The 18,162-nt window shown below is 47.7% G+C and carries 19 protein-coding genes; 17 read left to right on the forward strand and 2 right to left on the reverse strand.

All coding sequences use genetic code 11. The annotated features are described in order from the left end of the window. Positions 1-39: 39 nt before the first annotated feature. A complete protein-coding gene (locus CWE09_RS02570; RefSeq protein WP_241974291.1) occupies positions 40-339 on the forward strand; it encodes a ComEA family DNA-binding protein in 300 nt (99 codons plus the stop codon). A 65-nt stretch (positions 340-404) separates the two neighbouring features. On the opposite strand, the gene rne is transcribed toward CWE09_RS02570, so the two are convergent. Further along, complete coding sequence (gene rne / locus CWE09_RS02575; protein WP_126802392.1) at positions 405-3,266, reverse strand: ribonuclease E; 2,862 nt, start codon at positions 3,264-3,266, stop codon at positions 405-407. A gap of 470 nt (positions 3,267-3,736) precedes the next feature. Here rne and rluC point away from each other — a divergent pair, with 470 nt between their 5' ends. After that, positions 3,737-4,681, forward strand: a complete 945-nt coding sequence (gene rluC, locus CWE09_RS02580; RefSeq protein WP_126803894.1) for a 23S rRNA pseudouridine(955/2504/2580) synthase RluC — start codon at positions 3,737-3,739, stop codon at positions 4,679-4,681. 17 nt (positions 4,682-4,698) lie between these two features. Further along, a complete protein-coding gene (locus tag CWE09_RS02585) occupies positions 4,699-5,367 on the forward strand; it encodes an HAD family hydrolase (RefSeq protein WP_126802394.1) in 669 nt (222 codons plus the stop codon). On the opposite strand, the gene CWE09_RS02590 is transcribed toward CWE09_RS02585, so the two are convergent. Then, positions 5,335-5,931: a Maf family protein gene (locus CWE09_RS02590; RefSeq protein WP_126802395.1), complete on the reverse strand. Its 597-nt coding sequence runs from the start codon at positions 5,929-5,931 to the stop codon at positions 5,335-5,337. The genes CWE09_RS02585 and CWE09_RS02590 overlap by 33 nt on opposite strands. Before the next feature lie 121 nt (positions 5,932-6,052). On the opposite strand from CWE09_RS02590, the gene yceD reads away from it, so the two are divergent. The 14 genes from yceD (at position 6,053) to CWE09_RS02660 (ending at position 18,132) form a co-directional block, all read left to right on the forward strand. Further along, positions 6,053-6,574, forward strand: coding sequence for a 23S rRNA accumulation protein YceD (gene yceD, locus CWE09_RS02595; RefSeq protein ID WP_126802396.1), 522 nt, complete (start codon positions 6,053-6,055; stop codon positions 6,572-6,574). 20 nt (positions 6,575-6,594) lie between these two features. Continuing rightward, on the forward strand, positions 6,595-6,765 hold the full coding sequence (rpmF, locus tag CWE09_RS02600; protein WP_126802397.1) for a 50S ribosomal protein L32: 171 nt from the start codon (positions 6,595-6,597) through the stop codon (positions 6,763-6,765). Between the two features lie 7 nt (positions 6,766-6,772). Continuing rightward, positions 6,773-7,801 (forward strand): phosphate acyltransferase PlsX, encoded by a 1,029-nt coding sequence (gene plsX, locus CWE09_RS02605; RefSeq protein ID WP_126802399.1) that lies wholly within the window; start codon positions 6,773-6,775, stop codon positions 7,799-7,801. A gap of 31 nt (positions 7,802-7,832) precedes the next feature. Continuing rightward, on the forward strand, positions 7,833-8,780 hold the full coding sequence (locus CWE09_RS02610) for a beta-ketoacyl-ACP synthase III (protein ID WP_126802401.1): 948 nt from the start codon (positions 7,833-7,835) through the stop codon (positions 8,778-8,780). A 21-nt stretch (positions 8,781-8,801) separates the two neighbouring features. Next, positions 8,802-9,731, forward strand: coding sequence for an ACP S-malonyltransferase (gene fabD, locus CWE09_RS02615; RefSeq protein WP_126802402.1), 930 nt, complete (start codon positions 8,802-8,804; stop codon positions 9,729-9,731). Then, positions 9,732-10,472: a 3-oxoacyl-ACP reductase FabG gene (gene fabG, locus CWE09_RS02620; protein WP_126802404.1), complete on the forward strand. Its 741-nt coding sequence runs from the start codon at positions 9,732-9,734 to the stop codon at positions 10,470-10,472. A 136-nt stretch (positions 10,473-10,608) separates the two neighbouring features. Further along, on the forward strand, positions 10,609-10,848 hold the full coding sequence (acpP, locus tag CWE09_RS02625) for an acyl carrier protein (RefSeq protein ID WP_126802406.1): 240 nt from the start codon (positions 10,609-10,611) through the stop codon (positions 10,846-10,848). Between the two features lie 75 nt (positions 10,849-10,923). After that, positions 10,924-12,162, forward strand: coding sequence for a beta-ketoacyl-ACP synthase II (gene fabF / locus CWE09_RS02630; protein WP_126802408.1), 1,239 nt, complete (start codon positions 10,924-10,926; stop codon positions 12,160-12,162). A 26-nt stretch (positions 12,163-12,188) separates the two neighbouring features. Next, complete coding sequence (pabC, locus tag CWE09_RS02635) at positions 12,189-12,989, forward strand: aminodeoxychorismate lyase (protein ID WP_126802409.1); 801 nt, start codon at positions 12,189-12,191, stop codon at positions 12,987-12,989. A gap of 7 nt (positions 12,990-12,996) precedes the next feature. Next, the gene (gene mltG / locus CWE09_RS02640; protein ID WP_126802411.1) at positions 12,997-14,019 is read left to right on the forward strand and encodes an endolytic transglycosylase MltG; all 1,023 of its coding nucleotides are present in this window, start codon (positions 12,997-12,999) and stop codon (positions 14,017-14,019) included. Then, entirely contained in the window at positions 14,019-14,660 is a 642-nt protein-coding gene (tmk, locus tag CWE09_RS02645) for a dTMP kinase (RefSeq protein ID WP_126802413.1), read from the forward strand. The genes mltG and tmk overlap by 1 nt, the downstream gene beginning before the upstream one ends. Continuing rightward, positions 14,657-15,652 (forward strand): DNA polymerase III subunit delta', encoded by a 996-nt coding sequence (locus CWE09_RS02650; protein WP_126802414.1) that lies wholly within the window; start codon positions 14,657-14,659, stop codon positions 15,650-15,652. The genes tmk and CWE09_RS02650 overlap by 4 nt, the downstream gene beginning before the upstream one ends. Continuing rightward, entirely contained in the window at positions 15,642-16,418 is a 777-nt protein-coding gene (locus CWE09_RS02655) for a TatD family hydrolase (RefSeq protein ID WP_126802416.1), read from the forward strand. Before CWE09_RS02650 ends, CWE09_RS02655 begins: the two co-directional genes overlap by 11 nt. Positions 16,419-16,650: 232 nt before the next feature. Beyond that, positions 16,651-18,132 (forward strand): bifunctional 2-methylcitrate dehydratase/aconitate hydratase, encoded by a 1,482-nt coding sequence (locus CWE09_RS02660; RefSeq protein WP_126802421.1) that lies wholly within the window; start codon positions 16,651-16,653, stop codon positions 18,130-18,132. The last annotated feature ends 30 nt before the right edge of the window (positions 18,133-18,162 follow it).

Here is an 18,162-nt window from a genome sequence, read left to right on the forward strand (position 1 = left end):
AGCTGTCAGGACGGCAGCTTACTTAATTAAGGATAATTTATGTTACGTAAAACACTGATGTTCGCATCATTATTATCGCCCCTTGTTTTTGCGACTCCGTTAATGGCTGAAAGCGTTCAGACAGGCAACCAGGCCGAGCAGGCAGCCACTGTCAACATTAATCAGGCTAGTGCGGAGCAATTAGCGAAAGGATTGCAGGGGGTGGGTATGGCAAGAGCGAAAGCCATTATCGAGTTACGCGAAAAACTTGGCCGCTTTACTGACATGGAGCAATTGCTGGAAGTGCGGGGCCTGGGTATTCGTGTATTAGAAAATAATCAGGATCGCATTGTATTGTGACTAAGTCATAAAAGGACACAAAAAAGCCAGGCATTGCCTGGCTTTTTTTATGCTAGCGGTTTGGCTCAGGAGGCATCGTTGTCAACACTGCAACGGTGAGCCTGGGCTGTACTGCGGTTCTTAGCCTGAGCCATAGTCGCAGCCTGCTTTGACGATTCGACTTTAGCACGGCTACTTTGATCCGCCGGCTTTAAGGCTGAGCCCAAATCCTGAGCTGGACTGGCACTTGCCTTAGCCATTGTAGCTTTTGCGCGGCCACTGCCATTATTCTTTTTAGCGGGTCCTGCTGTTTTAGCTTTTTCGCTATCCATAACTGTTGGCGCTTCGCTAGTCTTTACTTCTGCCTGGCTTATGCTTTCAGCTTTAGGTTCTTCAGCTTTAGGTGCTTCAGACTTAGGCTCTTCAGCTTTAGGCTCTTCAGCTTTAGGTGCTTCAGACTTAGGCTCTTCAGCCTTAGGCTCTTCAGCTTTAGGTGCTTCAGCCTTAGGTTCTTCAGCTTTAGGTTCTTCAGCTTTAGGTGCTTCAGCTTTAGGTGCTTCAGCCTTAGGCTCTTCAGCTTTAGGCTCTTCAGCTTTAGGTTCTTCAGCCTTAGGTGCTTCAGGCTTAGGTGCTTCAGGCTTAGGCGCTTCAGGTTTAGGCGCTTCAGCCGGAGCTGCTGCACTTTCTTCAGAAGCGTTCTCTGATTGTGCCTGTTCCTGTTTACGGCGCTGTCCGGCTGCTCGCTGGTGGCGAGGGGAGCGACGATCACGCTGTTGCGGCGCTTTATTATCTTCTGCGACCGCTTCCGTTGCCTGAGTTTGCTGTTCAGCTTTTTCTGCTTCTTCAGGTTTGATTTCTGGCTGCTTTATCTTACTGCCAGCACGCACTGATTTATCAAGATTGCGACGCTTGCGGCGTTCTTTCAGCTGCTCAGTCTGCTCCTTCTGAGCCTCCTGAGGTGGTGCCGCTGTTTTGTTATCCTGAGCTGAGTCTGCTGGTTTACGGCGACGATTACGACGGTTACGGTTTTCGTTGCTGCGTTCTTCACTACGTTCTGTGGTATCAGCCTTAGGTTTTTGCTCTTCTTGAGGCTCTTCGGCTGCAGATTGACGTGGTTTATTAGCGTTACGATTCCGGTTTTGACCGCCTCGACGCTGATTACTACGGCGTTGATTATTGCGGTTTGCCGTCTGTTCCTCTCGAGCTTGTTTTTCAGATGCTGCTGACTTTTGTTGCTTCTCTTTGTCTTCAGCATCTTCTGCAAAAAGAGACTTCAGCCACAGCGCAAACTTACTCCACACTGAGACACTATCTGATTTAGTTGCTACCGCCGCTTTTGCCTTTGGAGCAGGGGCTTCAGGCGCCACTAAAGTCTTCAGTGCCGGCTCGTCAATCACTCGATCTTTTTGTGGATTAATTACAATGCCACGGGCTTCTGTCTGCTGAATAAGAGTAACGCTTTGATTCTCTTCCATTTCATCGTCGCGCAAACGCTCAACGTCAAAATGAGGAGTTTCCAGGTTTGGATTTGGAATTACCAAAACACGTACTTTATGACGAACTTCAACTTCGCGTACCGCACTGCGTTTTTCGTTCAACAGATAAGTGGCAACTTCAATTGGCACCTGTGCATTGATTTGAGCGGTATTATCTTTCAGCGCTTCTTCTTCTATCAGACGGAGAATAGATAACGCCAGGGACTCATTGCTGCGAATAGTACCCTGACCGTTACAACGTGGGCACACATGATTGGATGACTCGCCTAAAGAAGGGCGCAGACGCTGGCGTGACATTTCCATCAGGCCGAAGCGAGAAATACGTGCGGTTTGAATACGCGCCCGATCCTGTTTTAAAGCTTCTTTTATACGATTTTCAACTTCACGCTGATGACGTGGTGGAGTCATATCAATAAAATCAATAACAATAAGGCCACCAACATCACGCAAGCGCAACTGGCGCGCAATCTCATCAGCGGCTTCTAAGTTAGTATTGAGTGCAGTTTCCTCAATATCACCACCCTTAGTCGCTTTCGCTGAGTTAATATCGATTGAAGTTAAAGCTTCAGTAGGGTCAATTGACACTGAACCGCCAGAAGGTAAACGAACTTCGCGTTGGAAAGCGGACTCAATTTGCGATTCTATCTGATAATGGTTAAACAGTGGGATATCGCCCTGGTATAGCTTAACCCGCTGTAAAAAATCAGGGCGAACCAGATTGATATGCTCTTTTGCACGCTCAAATATAGCCTCGTCATCAATCAGGATCTCACCGATATCACGACGCAGGTAGTCTCGTATAGCACGAAAAATAACATTACTTTCCTGATGAATCAGGAAAGGAGCAGGGCGCGCCTGGGCAGCTTCTTCAATAGCCTGCCAATGGTGTAGCAATACTTTCAAATCCCAGCCAAGTTCTTCCGCAGATTTACCGACACCAGCCGTACGTACAATCAGACCCATACCATCTGGCAGTTCCAGAGTTGATAAAGCGTCTTTTAACTGGGAGCGCTCTTCGCCTTCAATACGACGTGAAATACCACCTGCACGAGGGTTGTTCGGCATCAGTACCAGGTAACTTCCCGCTAATGAAATAAAGGTAGTAAGGGCTGCGCCTTTTTGTCCACGTTCTTCTTTATCTACCTGGACAATAACTTGCTGGCCTTCTTTAACCACATCTTTGATGTTAGGTCGACCATCAAACTTATAGTTAGAAGGGAAGTAGGTGCGGGCAATCTCTTTTAAAGGTAAGAAACCGTGACGGTCAGCACCGTAGTCAACAAAAGCCGCTTCAAGACTAGGTTCAACACGGGTGATTTTGCCTTTGTAGATATTTGATTTTTTTTGTTCGTGACCGGGACTTTCGATGTCCAGGTCATATAATTTCTGGCCGTCTACTAACGCAACACGGAGTTCTTCCTGCTGCGTTGCATTTATTAACATTCTTTTCATAAATTGTGACTCTTTATAAAGTAAAGAAAATAGCCACAACATCAAACGACACCGAACTGACTGTTAAAACACAGCGGTTCGGGATGTATTATTTCATAACGAGCTTGCTTGCTTTTTGCTTAATCAACTACCCGTATAAGGCTCTAAATCGATTTTATTCGCTGCTTTATACGTAACTACCCGTTTTAAACGTGTAGTGAAAATTTTTTACCAAGCCGACACACGCGTTACGCCGTGTTGATGCTGTTGCTCATGGTCTAATCTAAAAATAAAAATGGAGTGACACCTGGTGGCTTTACAGCGATGAACAAGTACGCTCTTCATTGCTGTGTGCTGGACCTGACGCATCAACATCTCGGCTTTTGTAAAGGCCGTATGCTGACGAGGTTCTCACCGGCGCCTCATTCCAATGTCGTATTGTCGCATTCTTTAGCTGGCTTTGACAAGCAGGATTTACTAGAATGCGCGCCATGAAAGATACTCAGCACGGCGTACGTTGGCTAGATATCAGTGATGATGCAGCCGGCCAGCGAATTGACAACTTCTTGCGCACCCAGTTAAAGGGTGTACCTAAGAGCATGATTTATCGCATTTTGCGTAAGGGAGAGGTGCGCGTAAATAAAAAACGCATCAAACCCGATTACAAACTGCAGGGCGGGGACCTGGTCAGAGTGCCACCAGTTCGCGTAGCACCACCAAGCGATCTACCCAACCCGAATCTGGGCCAGGTCAATCAGTTAAGCGCCATGATTCTGTATGAAGATGACGATTTACTGGTAGTCAATAAACCAGCTGGGATGGCCGTTCATGGCGGTTCTGGAATTAGTTTCGGTGTAATTGAAGCGTTACGCAGTCTGCGCGAAAAGGAAACTCTGGAGCTGGTACACAGACTGGACCGCGAAACGTCGGGCTGTTTGCTGGTGGCTAAAAAGCGCTCTGTGTTACGCCACTTGAATACGCAGTTGCGCGAAAAACAAATGAAAAAGGTCTACCTGGCACTGGTAAAAGGTGAGTGGTCAAAGCTTAATCGTTCGGTAACAGCGCCGCTGAAAAAGCAGGTTTTGCAAAGTGGTGAACGTATAGTGCGGGTAGACAGTGAGGGCAAAGCTTCAGAAACGCGCTTTAAAATACGTCAGCGTTTTGCTGAAGGCACCTTAGTGCAAGCCAGCCCGGTTACCGGGCGTACTCACCAAATCCGAGTGCATACTTTAGCGGCAGGCCACCCAATTGCCCAAGACGAAAAATACGGTGATATGGAGTTTTCCAATGCTATGCGAAAGCAAGGGTTGCAGCGCCTGTTTTTACATGCTGAGACCTTGAGCTTTTATCATCCTAAAAATGATCAGTGGATGACTGTAGAAGCACCACTAGAAGAATCGTTGCAGTTGGTTCTGCAGAAGTTAACCAAGGTATAAGTCAGCCAGGGTATAATATGCGTTATGATCTGATTATTTTCGACTGGGATGGAACTGTTATGGATTCTATTCCCCGTATTGTTTCCTCATTACAATCTACAGCAGCGGCTTGTCGGCTAAAGATCCCCAGCATGGCTGAGATTCACGATATTGTAGGTTTGAGCCTGCCGGTGGCTGTACAAATGCTTTTTGATTGTCACGAAGAGCAGGAGCAACAACAAATAATAGCGGTGTATCGTGATTTTTATGTGGAAAAAGACACCACACCCAGCCCTTTATTTGCAGGTGCTGAGACGGTATTGCAAAGCCTCAAAGCGCAAGGTTATCAACTTGCAGTAGCCACAGGGAAAGCCAGGCCCGGTTTAGAACGAGCCTGGTTAGCAACGAATACCGGGCATTATTTTAGTGCTTCCAGATGTGCTCAGGAGGTGCCCTCTAAGCCTGATCCAGCGATGCTCCGGGAGATATTGGAGTTAACCCAGGTAAAAGCAGAACGCGCACTTATGATTGGCGATTCTATTCATGACTTGAATATGGCAGCCAATGCTGGCGTTGACAGTCTTGGCGTAACCTATGGGGTGCATGATGCACAGCGCTTGCAGGCAGCGGCGCCGCGCCACCTGATTAATGCGATTACGGAACTCCCCCTGTGGTTACAGGGGACTGATGCCCTGGTGACGGAGTAGTTCGAGTAGTCTGATCAAAGGAAGTCCGATAAGGCTATTAGGATCGTCACCGTGCATAAATGCAAATAAACTAATGCCCAAACCTTCGCTCTTGAAGCTACCCGCACAATTTAAAGGTTGCTCCTTTTCTACGTAACTTTTAATTTCCGCCGCAGTGAGCTGTCGAAAGCCAACTTCGAAGGGCTCAACCAGCGTCTCTATTTTACCGTTTTCACTGTTAAGTACACTAAGTCCGGTAAAAAAGGTAACGACCTGGCCATTGCAGGCGGTCAGCTGCTCAATCGCTTTCTCAACACTACCGGGCTTACCCAGTATTTGTTCATTTTCTAATACAGCGATCTGATCAGAGCCAATTATAATATGCTGTTTGTGTTCCTTAGCCACTTTTCTGGCTTTAGCCGCGGCGAGTCGTGCCACCAGTTGCTTTGGAGTTTCCCCCGGGGAGTGGGTTTCATCAATATCTGGTGATACCGCAGTAAAAGAAAGTCCAAGTTTTTCCAGCAGTTGCTTACGATAAGGGGAGCTGGAGCCGAGTACCAGCGGCAAAGGGTAGCTGTCAGACATCTTAAGAATCCTTACTTATGCATTGATTTTTAGTCAGGAAGGCAAATTCTGCCATAAAAGCATGGCTTAAACAGCAATTTCCTTTGACTAACGGGCGTTCAGGCTATATTATCCGGGCGCTATGCAAAAGGTGAGAATACCGGTATCGGTAGACCCCGTTAAGAGCGCCAATAAGCAGTTGAGTTACGAGGGAGTTGTTCCTGGTGCTGGGCTGCATCGCTTAGGGGACGTTATAGTCAACGAGCTGCAGGATATTCAGGTATCCCTGCGCTTCGATGTTGACGAGCAACATACGAGTTTCTTTGCGGGTCATGCGGAAGCTGCGATAGAGGTTATCTGTCAGCGTTGCAACAAACCTATGCAGCTTGAGCTGAAATGCGAATTCCATTATGCGCCGTTAACGCGTCGTCAAAAGGAAGAAAACATTCCAGAGGCTTACGAGCCGGTCGAGCTGACTGAATTAGGCGAGGTAATGTTGCACGAGGTGGTCGAAGATGAACTTCTTCTGGCTATGCCTATCGTAGCTAAGCATGCTGCTGAAGATTGTGAGGTTGATCGTGACGCCATGGTTTTTGGTGAACTTTCGGAAGCGGAAGAAAAACCGAATCCATTCGCGGCGTTGCAGGATTTAAAACGTAAGTAAATAGTTAGGAGATAGGGTAAATGGCTGTACAAAAAAGCAAAAAAGCACGTTCAAGACGTGGTATGCGTCGTTCGCATGACGCGCTGAACGGGCCTACACTGTCGGTGGATTCAACCTCTGGTGAAACGCATCGTCGTCACCATGTGACTGCTGATGGCTATTATAAAGGCAAACAGGTTATCGCTAAGTAAGTGGCGAATGACTGAACTAACCATTGCGTTAGATGCGATGGGGGGCGATCAAGGCCCTGACATCGTGGTGACAGCGCTCGCAAGGGCGCTGTCTTCATTTCCTCGTGTCCATTTCATTTTGGTTGGTGATGAAGCAAAGTTAAATACGCTTCTACAACAACATCCTCAGATTCAGAAATCAGCAAGGGTAAGTCTGCAAAAATCGACTCAGGTTGTCGCTATGACTGACAAACCTAGTGCCGTTGTGCGCGCTAAACCTGATTCCTCAATGCGTGTTGCATTGGATTTGGTGCATAATGGCAGCGCTCAGGCCTGTGTCAGTGCGGGTAACACCGGTGCGTTAATGGCGATGGCATACCTGACACTAAAAACCTTACCAGGCGTTATGCGGCCAGCACTAGTTGCTTCGTTACCACAACAAAATGGTAGCCAGGGCCTGTTACTGGATCTCGGGGCAAACCCCAGTTGCGACGCAGAAACTCTGTGCCAGTTTGGTATTATGGGATCAGTCATGGCACAGCATATTAATGCCGTGAAAAAACCTCGTGTTGCCTTATTAAACATGGGCACAGAAGAAATGAAAGGCAACGATATCGTGCGCCATGCCGCATTGTTGCTAAAAGCCTCACCTCACGTTGAATATATAGGTTTTGTTGAGGGTAGTGATTTATTTTCCGGTAAAGCCGATGTGATTGTATGCGATGGTTTCACTGGTAATATCGCACTGAAAAGCTGCGAAGGCCTTGCCGAACTCTTATATGCCAATTTAAAACAGAGCTTCAGCGGCCACACTATGAGCAAATGGCTGGTCAAGCTACTTTTCAAACGCTACCGAAAGTCCTGGGATTGGCTGAACCCCGACCAGTATAATGGGGCAAGTCTGTTAGGATTGCGGGGAGTGGTCATGAAAAGCCATGGTAACGCCTCTGCAAACGCCTATTTCAGTGCTATCCAGCATGCTATTCGTGAGGCAGAGGTCAGCTTGCCCGAGCAAATTCATGATCGGATTGAAGCGGCTTTACTGGAACTCCGGTAAATCCATCTTAGTAAACCCGATTTGAGGTGCTATGTACGCACGAATTTCTGGCACAGGTCATTACCTGCCCCAAGCACGTCTAACCAATCTGGAACTGGAACAGCGAGTTGATACCTCTGATGCATGGATTCGCGAACGCACCGGTATCAGAGAGCGGCGTATTGCTGGTCCGGATGAAAATGTGGTCAGCATGGCAACACATGCGTCGCGTCAGGCCCTGGAGGCCGCTGGTTTAACCAGCACTGACCTGGATATGATAGTGGTAGCCACCACATCCGCTGAACATGCGTTTCCCAGTGCCGCTTGCGAATTGCAGCATCAACTCGGTGTCACTGACATCCCTGCTTTTGACGTTGGCGCTGCCTGCGCCGGCTTTATGTTTGCGATGAGCATTGCAGACCAATATATTCGTAATAATCAGGCGCAACATATTCTGGTGGTTGGCTCTGATGTCCTGGCCCGGTTATGTAATCCTGATGACCGTAACACTATAGTGCTGTTCGGGGACGGGGCAGGGGCTATAGTGTTAAGTGCGGATAAAGAGCCTGGAATCCAGTCTACTCACCTGCATAGTGCTGGTGAGTTTGCCAGTCTATTGGGCAGCGGACATGTTCCTTCTGTAAGTCAGGAGGCCTGGCTTTATATGAAAGGCAGTGAAGTTTTCAAGGTCGCTGTCAAAAAACTGAGTCAATTGGTTACTGAAACCTTACAGCATAATGACTTGCAACAGGACCAGCTCGACTGGTTGGTGCCGCATCAGGCTAATCAGCGCATTATAGAAGCGACGGCCAGAAAACTGAACATGTCGATGGATCGGGTCGTCATGACCCTTGAGTATACCGGCAATACCTCGGCAGCTTCAGTGCCTGTTGCTTTAGATATTGCCGTTCGCGATGGTCGCATTCAACGTGGTCAACGGTTATTATTAGAAGCCTTTGGCGGCGGGTTTGCCTGGGGCTCCGCGCTGGTCATTTATTAACTAAGAATAAAAGAGGTTTGCATGGCAGAAAAGTTTGCCTTCATTTTTCCCGGACAAGGTTCACAGAGCACTGGAATGCTTGCTGATATGGCAAGTCAATTCAGCCAGGTTGAAGCGACCTTTGCAGAAGCGTCTGAAGCATTGGGTTACGATCTCTGGGATCTGGTACAGAACAACCCTGATAATAAATTAAATCAAACAGAATATACTCAGCCTGCATTATTGGCGGCAAGTGTCGCTGTGTATCGCTGCCTGCAGGATAGCGTCACTAAACCTGTCATCATGGCAGGTCATAGTCTGGGCGAATATTCCGCTCTGGTATGTGCCGGTGCTTTACCTTTTACGCAGGCGTTACAACTTGTACAAAAGCGTGGGCAGGCGATGCAAAATGCAGTGCCTGAAGGAAGTGGCGCTATGGCTGCTGTCATTGGCCTGGCGGATGAAGCTATTGAAAAAGCCTGTGCTGAAGCGGCAGGTGACGAGATAGTAGCGCCGGTCAATTATAATTCTCCAGGCCAGGTTGTTATAGCGGGACAGAAAGCTGCCGTAGAACGCGCTTCAGAGGCCTGTAAAGCTGCCGGTGCAAAACGCGTATTACCTTTGCCTGTGAGCGTACCTTCTCACTGTGCTTTAATGAAGCCTGCTGCAATTGAACTGGAGAAAGAGCTTACTCAGGTAAGCATTAAGCAACCGCTGCTACCAGTATTACATAATGTAGATGTTACTCAGGCAACCGGTGACAGTATTGCTAAAGCGTTGGTACAACAACTTTATTCGCCGGTATTATGGACTCAGACGATCGAGTACATAGCGAAGCAGGGCGTTACTCATTTATATGAACTGGGTCCAGGTAAAGTATTAACCGGTCTGACCAAACGCATTGATAAATCCATTCAGGCAGAGGCTATTGGTGACGCCGCTGCCGTTCAGAAATTTTTGCAGGAGCACTAAATGACATTCTCATTAACAGATCAGGTAGCATTAGTCACAGGTGCCAGTCGTGGTATTGGCCGTGCCGTTGCTGAGCAACTCGTTGCCCAGGGCGCTTTCGTAGTCGGAACAGCGACCAGCGAGAAAGGCGCACAGGCGATTGCCAGCTATCTGGGTGATAAAGGCCGTGGGATGGTATTAAATGTCACTGACGCTGACTCAGTGGCAGAAGTCATAGCCGATATTCAAAAAGAGCAGGGTGGCATTGATATTCTGGTGAATAATGCCGGTATCACTAAAGATAACCTGTTGATGCGAATGAAAGATGACGAATGGAACGATGTACTGGATACTAATCTGACTTCAGTTTTCCGTACCAGTAAAGCTGTAATGCGTGGCATGATGAAGAAACGTAACGGTCGCATTATTAATATAGGTTCTGTAGTTGGCACTACGGGTAATCCTGGACAGGCAAATTATTGTGCAGCAAAAGCAGGTCTGATTGGGTTTACCAAATCATTGGCTAAAGAAATTGCTGCGCGGAACATTACTGTAAACGCTGTTGCACCAGGTTTTATTGATACAGATATGACCCAGTCCTTGACGGATGAGCAAAAAGAGAGCATTTTTAGCGGTATACCTGCAGCACGTTTAGGAAAACCGGAAGAGATTGCGGCAGCCGTTGTGTTTTTAGCTTCGCCAGCTGCGGCTTATATTACTGGTGAAACCATTCATGTAAACGGTGGCATGAGCATGGTATAACACTAAAAAGTGGCCAAATACTAAACGGACGAGGTAAGACCTCGTCCTGAAAGATAAATTTTTGCTTTTATATAGAGCTGCGATTTACTACACTACTCGCAAATCAAGTCTAGCTATACCTAATTGAGGGATTACAATGAGCAATTTTGAAGAACGCGTAAAAAAAATCATCATCGAACAACTTGGCGTTAAAGAAGAAGAAGTGAAACCAGAAGCTTCTTTTGAAAATGACCTGGGTGCTGACTCACTTGACACTGTTGAGCTTGTAATGGCACTGGAAGAAGAGTTCGAAACCGAAATCCCTGATGAAGAAGCGGAAAAAATTCGCACGGTTCAGGCAGCTATCGATTATGTAACAGCTCATTCGGAAGACTAAGCTGTCGCGATCTGGAAGGCGGAATTCTATTTCCGCCTTTTTTTGTGTCTATAATTCAATGCTGAGGAAAGAATCATGGCAAAGCGTCGCGTAGTGGTAACTGGTATGGGTATGGTTACGCCTTTAGGTCTGGATGCGGCCACCACCTGGTCTGGCTTATTAGATGGCCGCTCAGGAGCTGCACCTATTACCCACTTTGATACTTCCGCGTATAACACTCAGTTTGCCGCTATGCTGCCTGATTTTGATGTCACGGCCTATATGCCAGTGAAAGAAACAAAAAAAATGGATGTTTTTATCCAGTACGGTTTTGCAGCGGGTCAACAGGCCATGCAGGATTCTGGCCTAGAAATCACTGATCAGAACAGGCACAGGTTTGGGGTTATGGTCAGCTCTGGTATCGGTGGCATACAAGGCATCGAAGAGAGCCATGCTAAACTGCTATCCAGCGGACCACGTCGGATATCTCCTTTTTTCATCCCTGCTTCTATTACCAATATGCTCTCCGGCCAGCTTTCCATGCATTTTGGGCTCACAGGCCCCAGTCTGGCTATAGTGACTGCCTGCACTACAGGTGTTCACAATATAGGCCAGGCGGCCCGTATGATAGCTTACGGTGACGCTGATGCGATGCTGGCTGGTGGCGCTGAGAAAGCATCCACGCCACTGGGAATGGCCGGCTTTAACGCCGCACGGGCACTTTCTACCCGCAACGATGACCCGCAGGCGGCCAGTCGTCCCTGGGACAAAGATCGCGATGGTTTTGTATTGGGTGACGGTGCCGGGGTTATGGTGCTTGAGGAATATGAACATGCTAAACAACGTGGCGCCACTATTTATGCCGAGCTGGCCGGTTTTGGAATGAGCTCCGATGCCTACCATATGACACTACCGCCGGCTGACGGCCGGGGGGCAGCTGCCTCAATGCAAAATGCATTAGATGATGCTGGTTTAAACCCTGAGCAGGTCGGTTATATTAACGCTCATGGTACTTCTACAGGTGCCGGCGATCTCGCCGAAACCGCGGCAATAAAAAGCGTCTTTGCTGACTATGCTTACCAGATTCCGGTGAGTTCTACTAAATCCATGACTGGTCATTTATTGGGCGCAGCCGGCGCTGTAGAAGCTATTATCTCAGTGCAATCGCTTCTCTATCAGAAGGTACCACCAACTATTAATCTTGATAATCCGGATGTTGACTGTGATTTAGATTATGTACCGCATACAGCAAGGGATCTGGCATTTGATGTCAGCTTATGTAATTCTTTCGGGTTCGGCGGGACAAACGGTTCGTTACTATTTACCCGGGCTTAGTACATTGACACTAAAGGTACTCAGGATTGACGGAACTGCTGCTTAATGGTCAACCCGGTACAGACATTAGTTGTCTGGATCGTGGGTTACAATACGGGGATGGCTTTTTCACTACCATCCGTGTCAGCCAGGGTAAGCCTGAATTATGGTCCCAACATCTGGCTCGTATAACAGAATGCAGTCAACGCCTGGGCCTGGAAACCGCTGAACCTGAAGTGTTGTTGAATGAAATTAGTCAGGTCGCTCAGCGGCATGCTGAGTGCGCAGTACGCATCACATTTACCCGCGGGGTTGGCGGTTTCGGTTATACACCCCCCGAGCTTCCTGCCGGTAACCGGATTGTGCGGGCAACGAAAATCCCCGCACATTATGCAGACTGGAGAAAGCAGGGAATTCGTCTGCAAATTGCAGAGCAACAATTGGGTCAGCAACCTATGCTGGCTGGTTTAAAAACACTTAACCGTTTGGAACAGGTGTTGCTGAAAAAAGAACAGCAACAACGCGCTGCGGATGACCTTTTGGTATTGGATAGCAAGCAAAAGGTGTGCGAAACTACGGTAGCAAATATCTTTTGGCAACAAGGTGGGCAATGGTTTACGCCGTCACTGCGCCTGTCCGGCGTTGCTGGAGTGGTGAGAGCCGAGTTATTGCAGAACAATGAAGTTACAATCGGGGATTATCCGTTACAAAGTTTATATCAGGCTGAGCGGGCTTTTATCTGCAATGCTTTGCTAGGTCTGGTACCTGTTACTCATCTGGCTGATTATGAGTTACCCCTGCAACAGCCATATCCTTTGCAATGGCGCACCCTATTAGAAGAGGTTTAAAACCAGAATGATGAAAGTACTGAAGTTTCTGGTATTGCTGGCAATGACAGGCATGTTATTGCTGGCGATTGCCGTTGGCAGTTTATACTGGTGGTTCACCCAACCTAAGGTAGTTATGGCTGAAGCGGATGCCTTAGCGCCTGCTTTGTTTGAGGTTCCCCGTGGCACTCATGGACGTAAGTTTGCCGAGTTACTGGAAGAGCAGGGTTATATAGAGAACAGCCAGTTGAATTATCTTGCTGCTCGCTTATTTCTTGATGCCGGAAGTCTGCGCGCAGGAGTTTATGCTATTCAGCCTGCCGACAGCGCACAGAGAGTTTGGCAACGTGTTCTGCAAGGTCAACAACATTACTTCCGAATTACTTTTGTCGAAGGCAGTCAATTTAGTGACTGGCGTCGACAGCTTTCTGAACATCCTTATATCAGCACCCAAACGGAAGACAAGTCGGATGCTGAAATCACTCAGATCCTGGCACCAGATGCCCCTTATGATCGCCCTGAAGGTCTTTTATTTCCGGACACCTATAAGTTTACTGCTGGCACCTCCGATTTGCAGCTAATACGTCAGGCTTATCAACGTATGCAGCTTAATCTCAACGAACTATGGGAAAACCGTAAGAGTAACCTGCCTGTCAGTTCGCCTTATCAGGCGCTCATTCTGGCCTCTATCATTGAAAAAGAAACCGGAGCTGCGCATGAAAGAGGCCTGGTGGCATCGGTATTTGTAAATCGTCTGATAACCGGTATGCGGTTGCAGTCTGATCCTACTATCATTTACGGTCTGGGCGATGACTATCGGGGCGTGATTTATCGTTCTGACATTCACCAGTACACCCCTTACAATACTTACCGTATTAATGGTTTACCGCCCACGCCTATAGCTATGCCTGGTTATGAATCAATAAAAGCAACTCTTAATCCGATACCATCGGAATACTTCTATTTTGTCAGTAGCAACGATGGTCAGCATGTTTTCTCACGAACACTGGAAGAACATAACCGTGCCGTTTATAAATATCAGAGGAACTGATGAAAGGTCACTTTATAGTCATTGAAGGCCTTGAAGGCGCTGGGAAAAGCACCGCGGTTGCCACAGTAAAGGCCTTTCTGACAAACCAGAACCTGTCTTTTAAAGAAGTACGCGAGCCTGGTGGAACCCCGCTGGCTGAAGCGCTACGTGAGCTGATTAAAGAATCCTGGGCAGAGCGGGTAACGCCGCAGGCAGAGCTAATGGTGATGTATGCAGCGCGGGTTCAATTGGTTGAAAACCTGATTAAACCAGCCCTGGAACAGGGCCTCTGGGTAATAGGGGATCGTCATGACTTGTCGTCGCAGGCTTATCAGGGCGGGGGGCGAGAATTGGGGTCGCAATTACTGGCGCAAATACGCCAAATTACACTAGGTGATTTTCGTCCCGACCTGACGCTTTACCTGGATGTTGACCCGGCACTGGGGTTAGAGCGAGCCCAAGGCAGGGGAGAACTGGACCGTATCGAAAAAGAAACGCTGGATTTCTTTCAGCGTACTCGCCAACGTTACCTGGAATTAGCCGCCTCTGAACCTGGCGTTGTGACTATTGATGCAGGTCAGCCTTTAGACCAGGTGCAGGCACAAATAGAGAAAGCCTTACAATATTATTTACAGAACCAGGATAAAGGCAGGCTGGCATGAAGTTCCCCTGGCTACGTGGTACCTGGATGCAATTGCTGCAAAGTCGGCAGCACAACAGGTTACCTCACGCTATAGGTATTCCCTGGCTGCCGGAGCTGGCCACTGATAAGTTACTGGATCAAATTGCGCAATGGCTTTTGTGTACAGAAGCCGGGCGCAACCCGGAATTGAAGAAAGCCTGTGGTACCTGTAAAAGTTGCTTGTTGTGGCAATCAGGTAGTCATCCCGACTTTTATCGTCTTGGTGAAGAAGAGGACAAGAGCCTGGGAGTCGACGTAGTGCGTAAACTTCAGACTCAACTAGCCAGTTCTGCAAACCAGGGCGGCAATAAAGTAGCTTTAATAACCTTTGCCGAAAAATTAACCACACAAGCGGCAAACGCCTTGTTAAAAACCTTAGAAGAACCTCCTTCCAACACTTACATTATTGTTGCCAGCGCACGTTTTTCACAGTTATTGCCGACACTGCGCAGCCGGCTGCAATTTTATCCTGTGCAACGACCGGGGCTGGAGGAGTTGGCAGACTGGTTGCAGACCTATACTGAGCAACCAGTAGCCGCCGAAACCTGGTTACAAAGCTGGCTAAGCAGACCACTGTCTGCATTGCAGAAGTTAACGTCAGATACAGAACAGGGTGATACCTTATGGCGTGTGGTATTAGAAGGGAAAACGCCTGCAAAAACAAAAACTGAAAGCCAGGCACTTAGCCAGCTAAATGAACTGGAGCACCTGGTAAGGGACCTACAATGGTTGGTTAGTGGTGGTGCTCAGCAATATATGCTGAATCCTCAATTAGGCTCCCATAACCGATTGCTGGAGTTGCTGAACTTGCAAGAAGCTGGTTTACTCAACGAGCATTGTCAGCAATGGTCCACACTTATCCGCACAACCAGACAAAGATTGACAGCCCAGGCTGGCCTTAATCAGCAGCTGTTATTGCAACAAATTATCACTGACATGCAAACCAAATTAGGAGTTTTCAATGTACGTTGATTCCCATTGTCACCTTGATAAAATTAAACGGGCATCTACTGACGGCATGCAGTCCGTAATCGACAAAGCACGGCAGGAAGGCGTTGAGCACATGTTATGCGTGGGCGTCACTCTGGAGGACTTTGCCGCTATGGAAGAGCAGATAGCACCTTTTTCAGAAGTTAGTATGTCCTGCGGATTGCACCCTCTTTATATTGCTAAGAACCTTCCTGATTATGACGCTCTGGCAGAAATTTGTGCACGTCCAGACGTGGTGGCAGTAGGGGAAACCGGTCTCGACTATTTTTATGATAAAGAACATCATCAGCGTCAGCAGGAAAGTTTCGGCAAACATATCGAGCTGGCGAATAAGGTTAATAAACCCCTTATTATTCACACCAGGGATGCACGGGAAGATACGATAAGCATGTTACGAGAAGGGCATGCAGAGCGTTGTGGCGGTGTTTTGCACTGCTTTACTGAAAGTCAGGAAATGGCGGACCAAGCTCTTGAGCTAGGTTTTTATATTTCCATTTCCGGTATCGTCACCTTTGCGAATGCAAAAGCATTGCGTGAAGTCGTTAAAAATATTCCTCTTGAGCATTTGCTGATAGAAACAGATTCCCCCTGGCTTGCCCCGGTACCGCATCGCGGTAAAGAGAATGAACCAGCCTACGTAAGCCACGTGGCGGAATGTGTTGCTGAATTGAAAGGCATTAGTAAAGCAGAGGTCGCTGCAGAAACCCGGGCTAACTTTTATCGCCTGTTCGACCAGGTTAAAAGATAAAAAAAAGCTCGGACTCAAAAAGGAATCCGAGCGGGGGAAATGGCTCATAGGGTATGAGCCGTGCGCTAACTATTCCTGCTAGGGTTAAACTGACATGATTAACCCTACAGAGAGAAACTATACCTTAACTGCAGTTTAGAACAGCAACTCTAAATTGCGAATTTTTTTCTTCCTTACTGGCTAAGACGCTTTCTTTTGACCAGACTTCCTACACTTAAGGAGGTATCTTGTTATGACAACTTTTGATTTAAATCAACGGCCTGATTACGACAGTGTTATTCAGGATATTGTCGATTACGTGCGCGATTTCCAGATAGATAATGAAGAAGCATGGACCACCGCTCGCCATTGTCTGATGGACACTTTGGGTTGCGGCTTGCTTGCATTGCGGTTCCCAGAATGCACCAAACATCTAGGACCCTTAGTAGAAGGCACTATAGTACCAAACGGGTCCAGGGTTCCGGGAACGCAGTTCCGCCTGGATCCCGAGAAAGCAGCCTGGGACATCGGCAGCATTATTCGCTGGCTGGACTTTAATGACACCTGGCTGGCCGCAGAATGGGGACATCCATCTGATAATCTGGGTGGTATTCTCGCCATCACTGATTTTATTTCACAACGCAGAGTGAGCCGAGGGGAACAGCCCATACCCTTAAAAACGGTGCTTGAGGCAATGATTAAAGCCCACGAAATTCAGGGAGTTTTAGCGCTGGATAATAGCTTTAATCGGGTTGGTTTAGATCATGTGGTTCTGGTAAAAGTGGCGTCGACTGCGGTGGTATCCTGGTTGATGGGAGCGGATCGTGAGCAGATGCTTTCTGCTGTTTCCCACGCCTGGGTGGATGGGCAATCGCTACGCACCTACCGACATGCACCCAATGCAGGCTCTCGTAAATCATGGGCCGCCGGCGATGCAACGGCTCGTGCTGTGCGTCTTGCTGATATTGCTATGCGTGGTGAGATGGGCATTCCCGGAGCTCTTACAGCACCCCAATGGGGCTTCTATGATGTATTGTTCAGTAAAACCTGCAAAGACCAGAAACTAAAAGACGAATCTCAGCGTCAATTCAGTTTACAGCGCGATTATGGTCATTATGTAATGCGTAATATTTTATTTAAACTTTCTTTCCCCGCCGAATTTCACGCCCAGACAGCCTGCGAAGCCGCTGTCACTTTACACCCAGAGGTGAAAGAACGGATACATGAAATTGATAAAATAGTCTTAACCACTCACGAGTCAGCCATTCGTATTATTTCCAAACATGGGGAATTGGCTAACCCTGCAGATCGCGATCATTGCTTGCAATATATGACGGCTGTACCTTTGTTACTCGGTGATTTGCAGGCTGAACATTATGAAGATGACTTTCATCAGGCGAACCCCGCCATTGATCAGTTAAGGGAAAAGATGGAAGTCGTAGAAGATCACAGTTATAGCGCTGACTATCATGACCCGGCTAAGCGCTCTATTGCGAATGCTATTCAGATATTCTTTAAAGATGGCAGTTCCACAGAAAAAGTAGTGGTTGAATATCCAATAGGTCATCGTAAACGCCGGGACGAGGGTATTCCTGTGCTTGAAGCAAAATTCAGGAAAGCACTGCAAACTCGCTTCACCCTTCGTCGCAGTAATCATTTGTTTGATCTCTGCAGGGATAGCAGGGCACTGGAGCAAATGCCAGTCCATAAATTTATGGATTTACTGGTGGTTTGATAATTATTTGTTTATAAAGTGAAAAGCGCA

The organism is Aliidiomarina minuta, assembly GCF_003987145.1.
In the GTDB taxonomy this organism is placed as follows: domain Bacteria; phylum Pseudomonadota; class Gammaproteobacteria; order Enterobacterales; family Alteromonadaceae; genus Aliidiomarina; species Aliidiomarina minuta.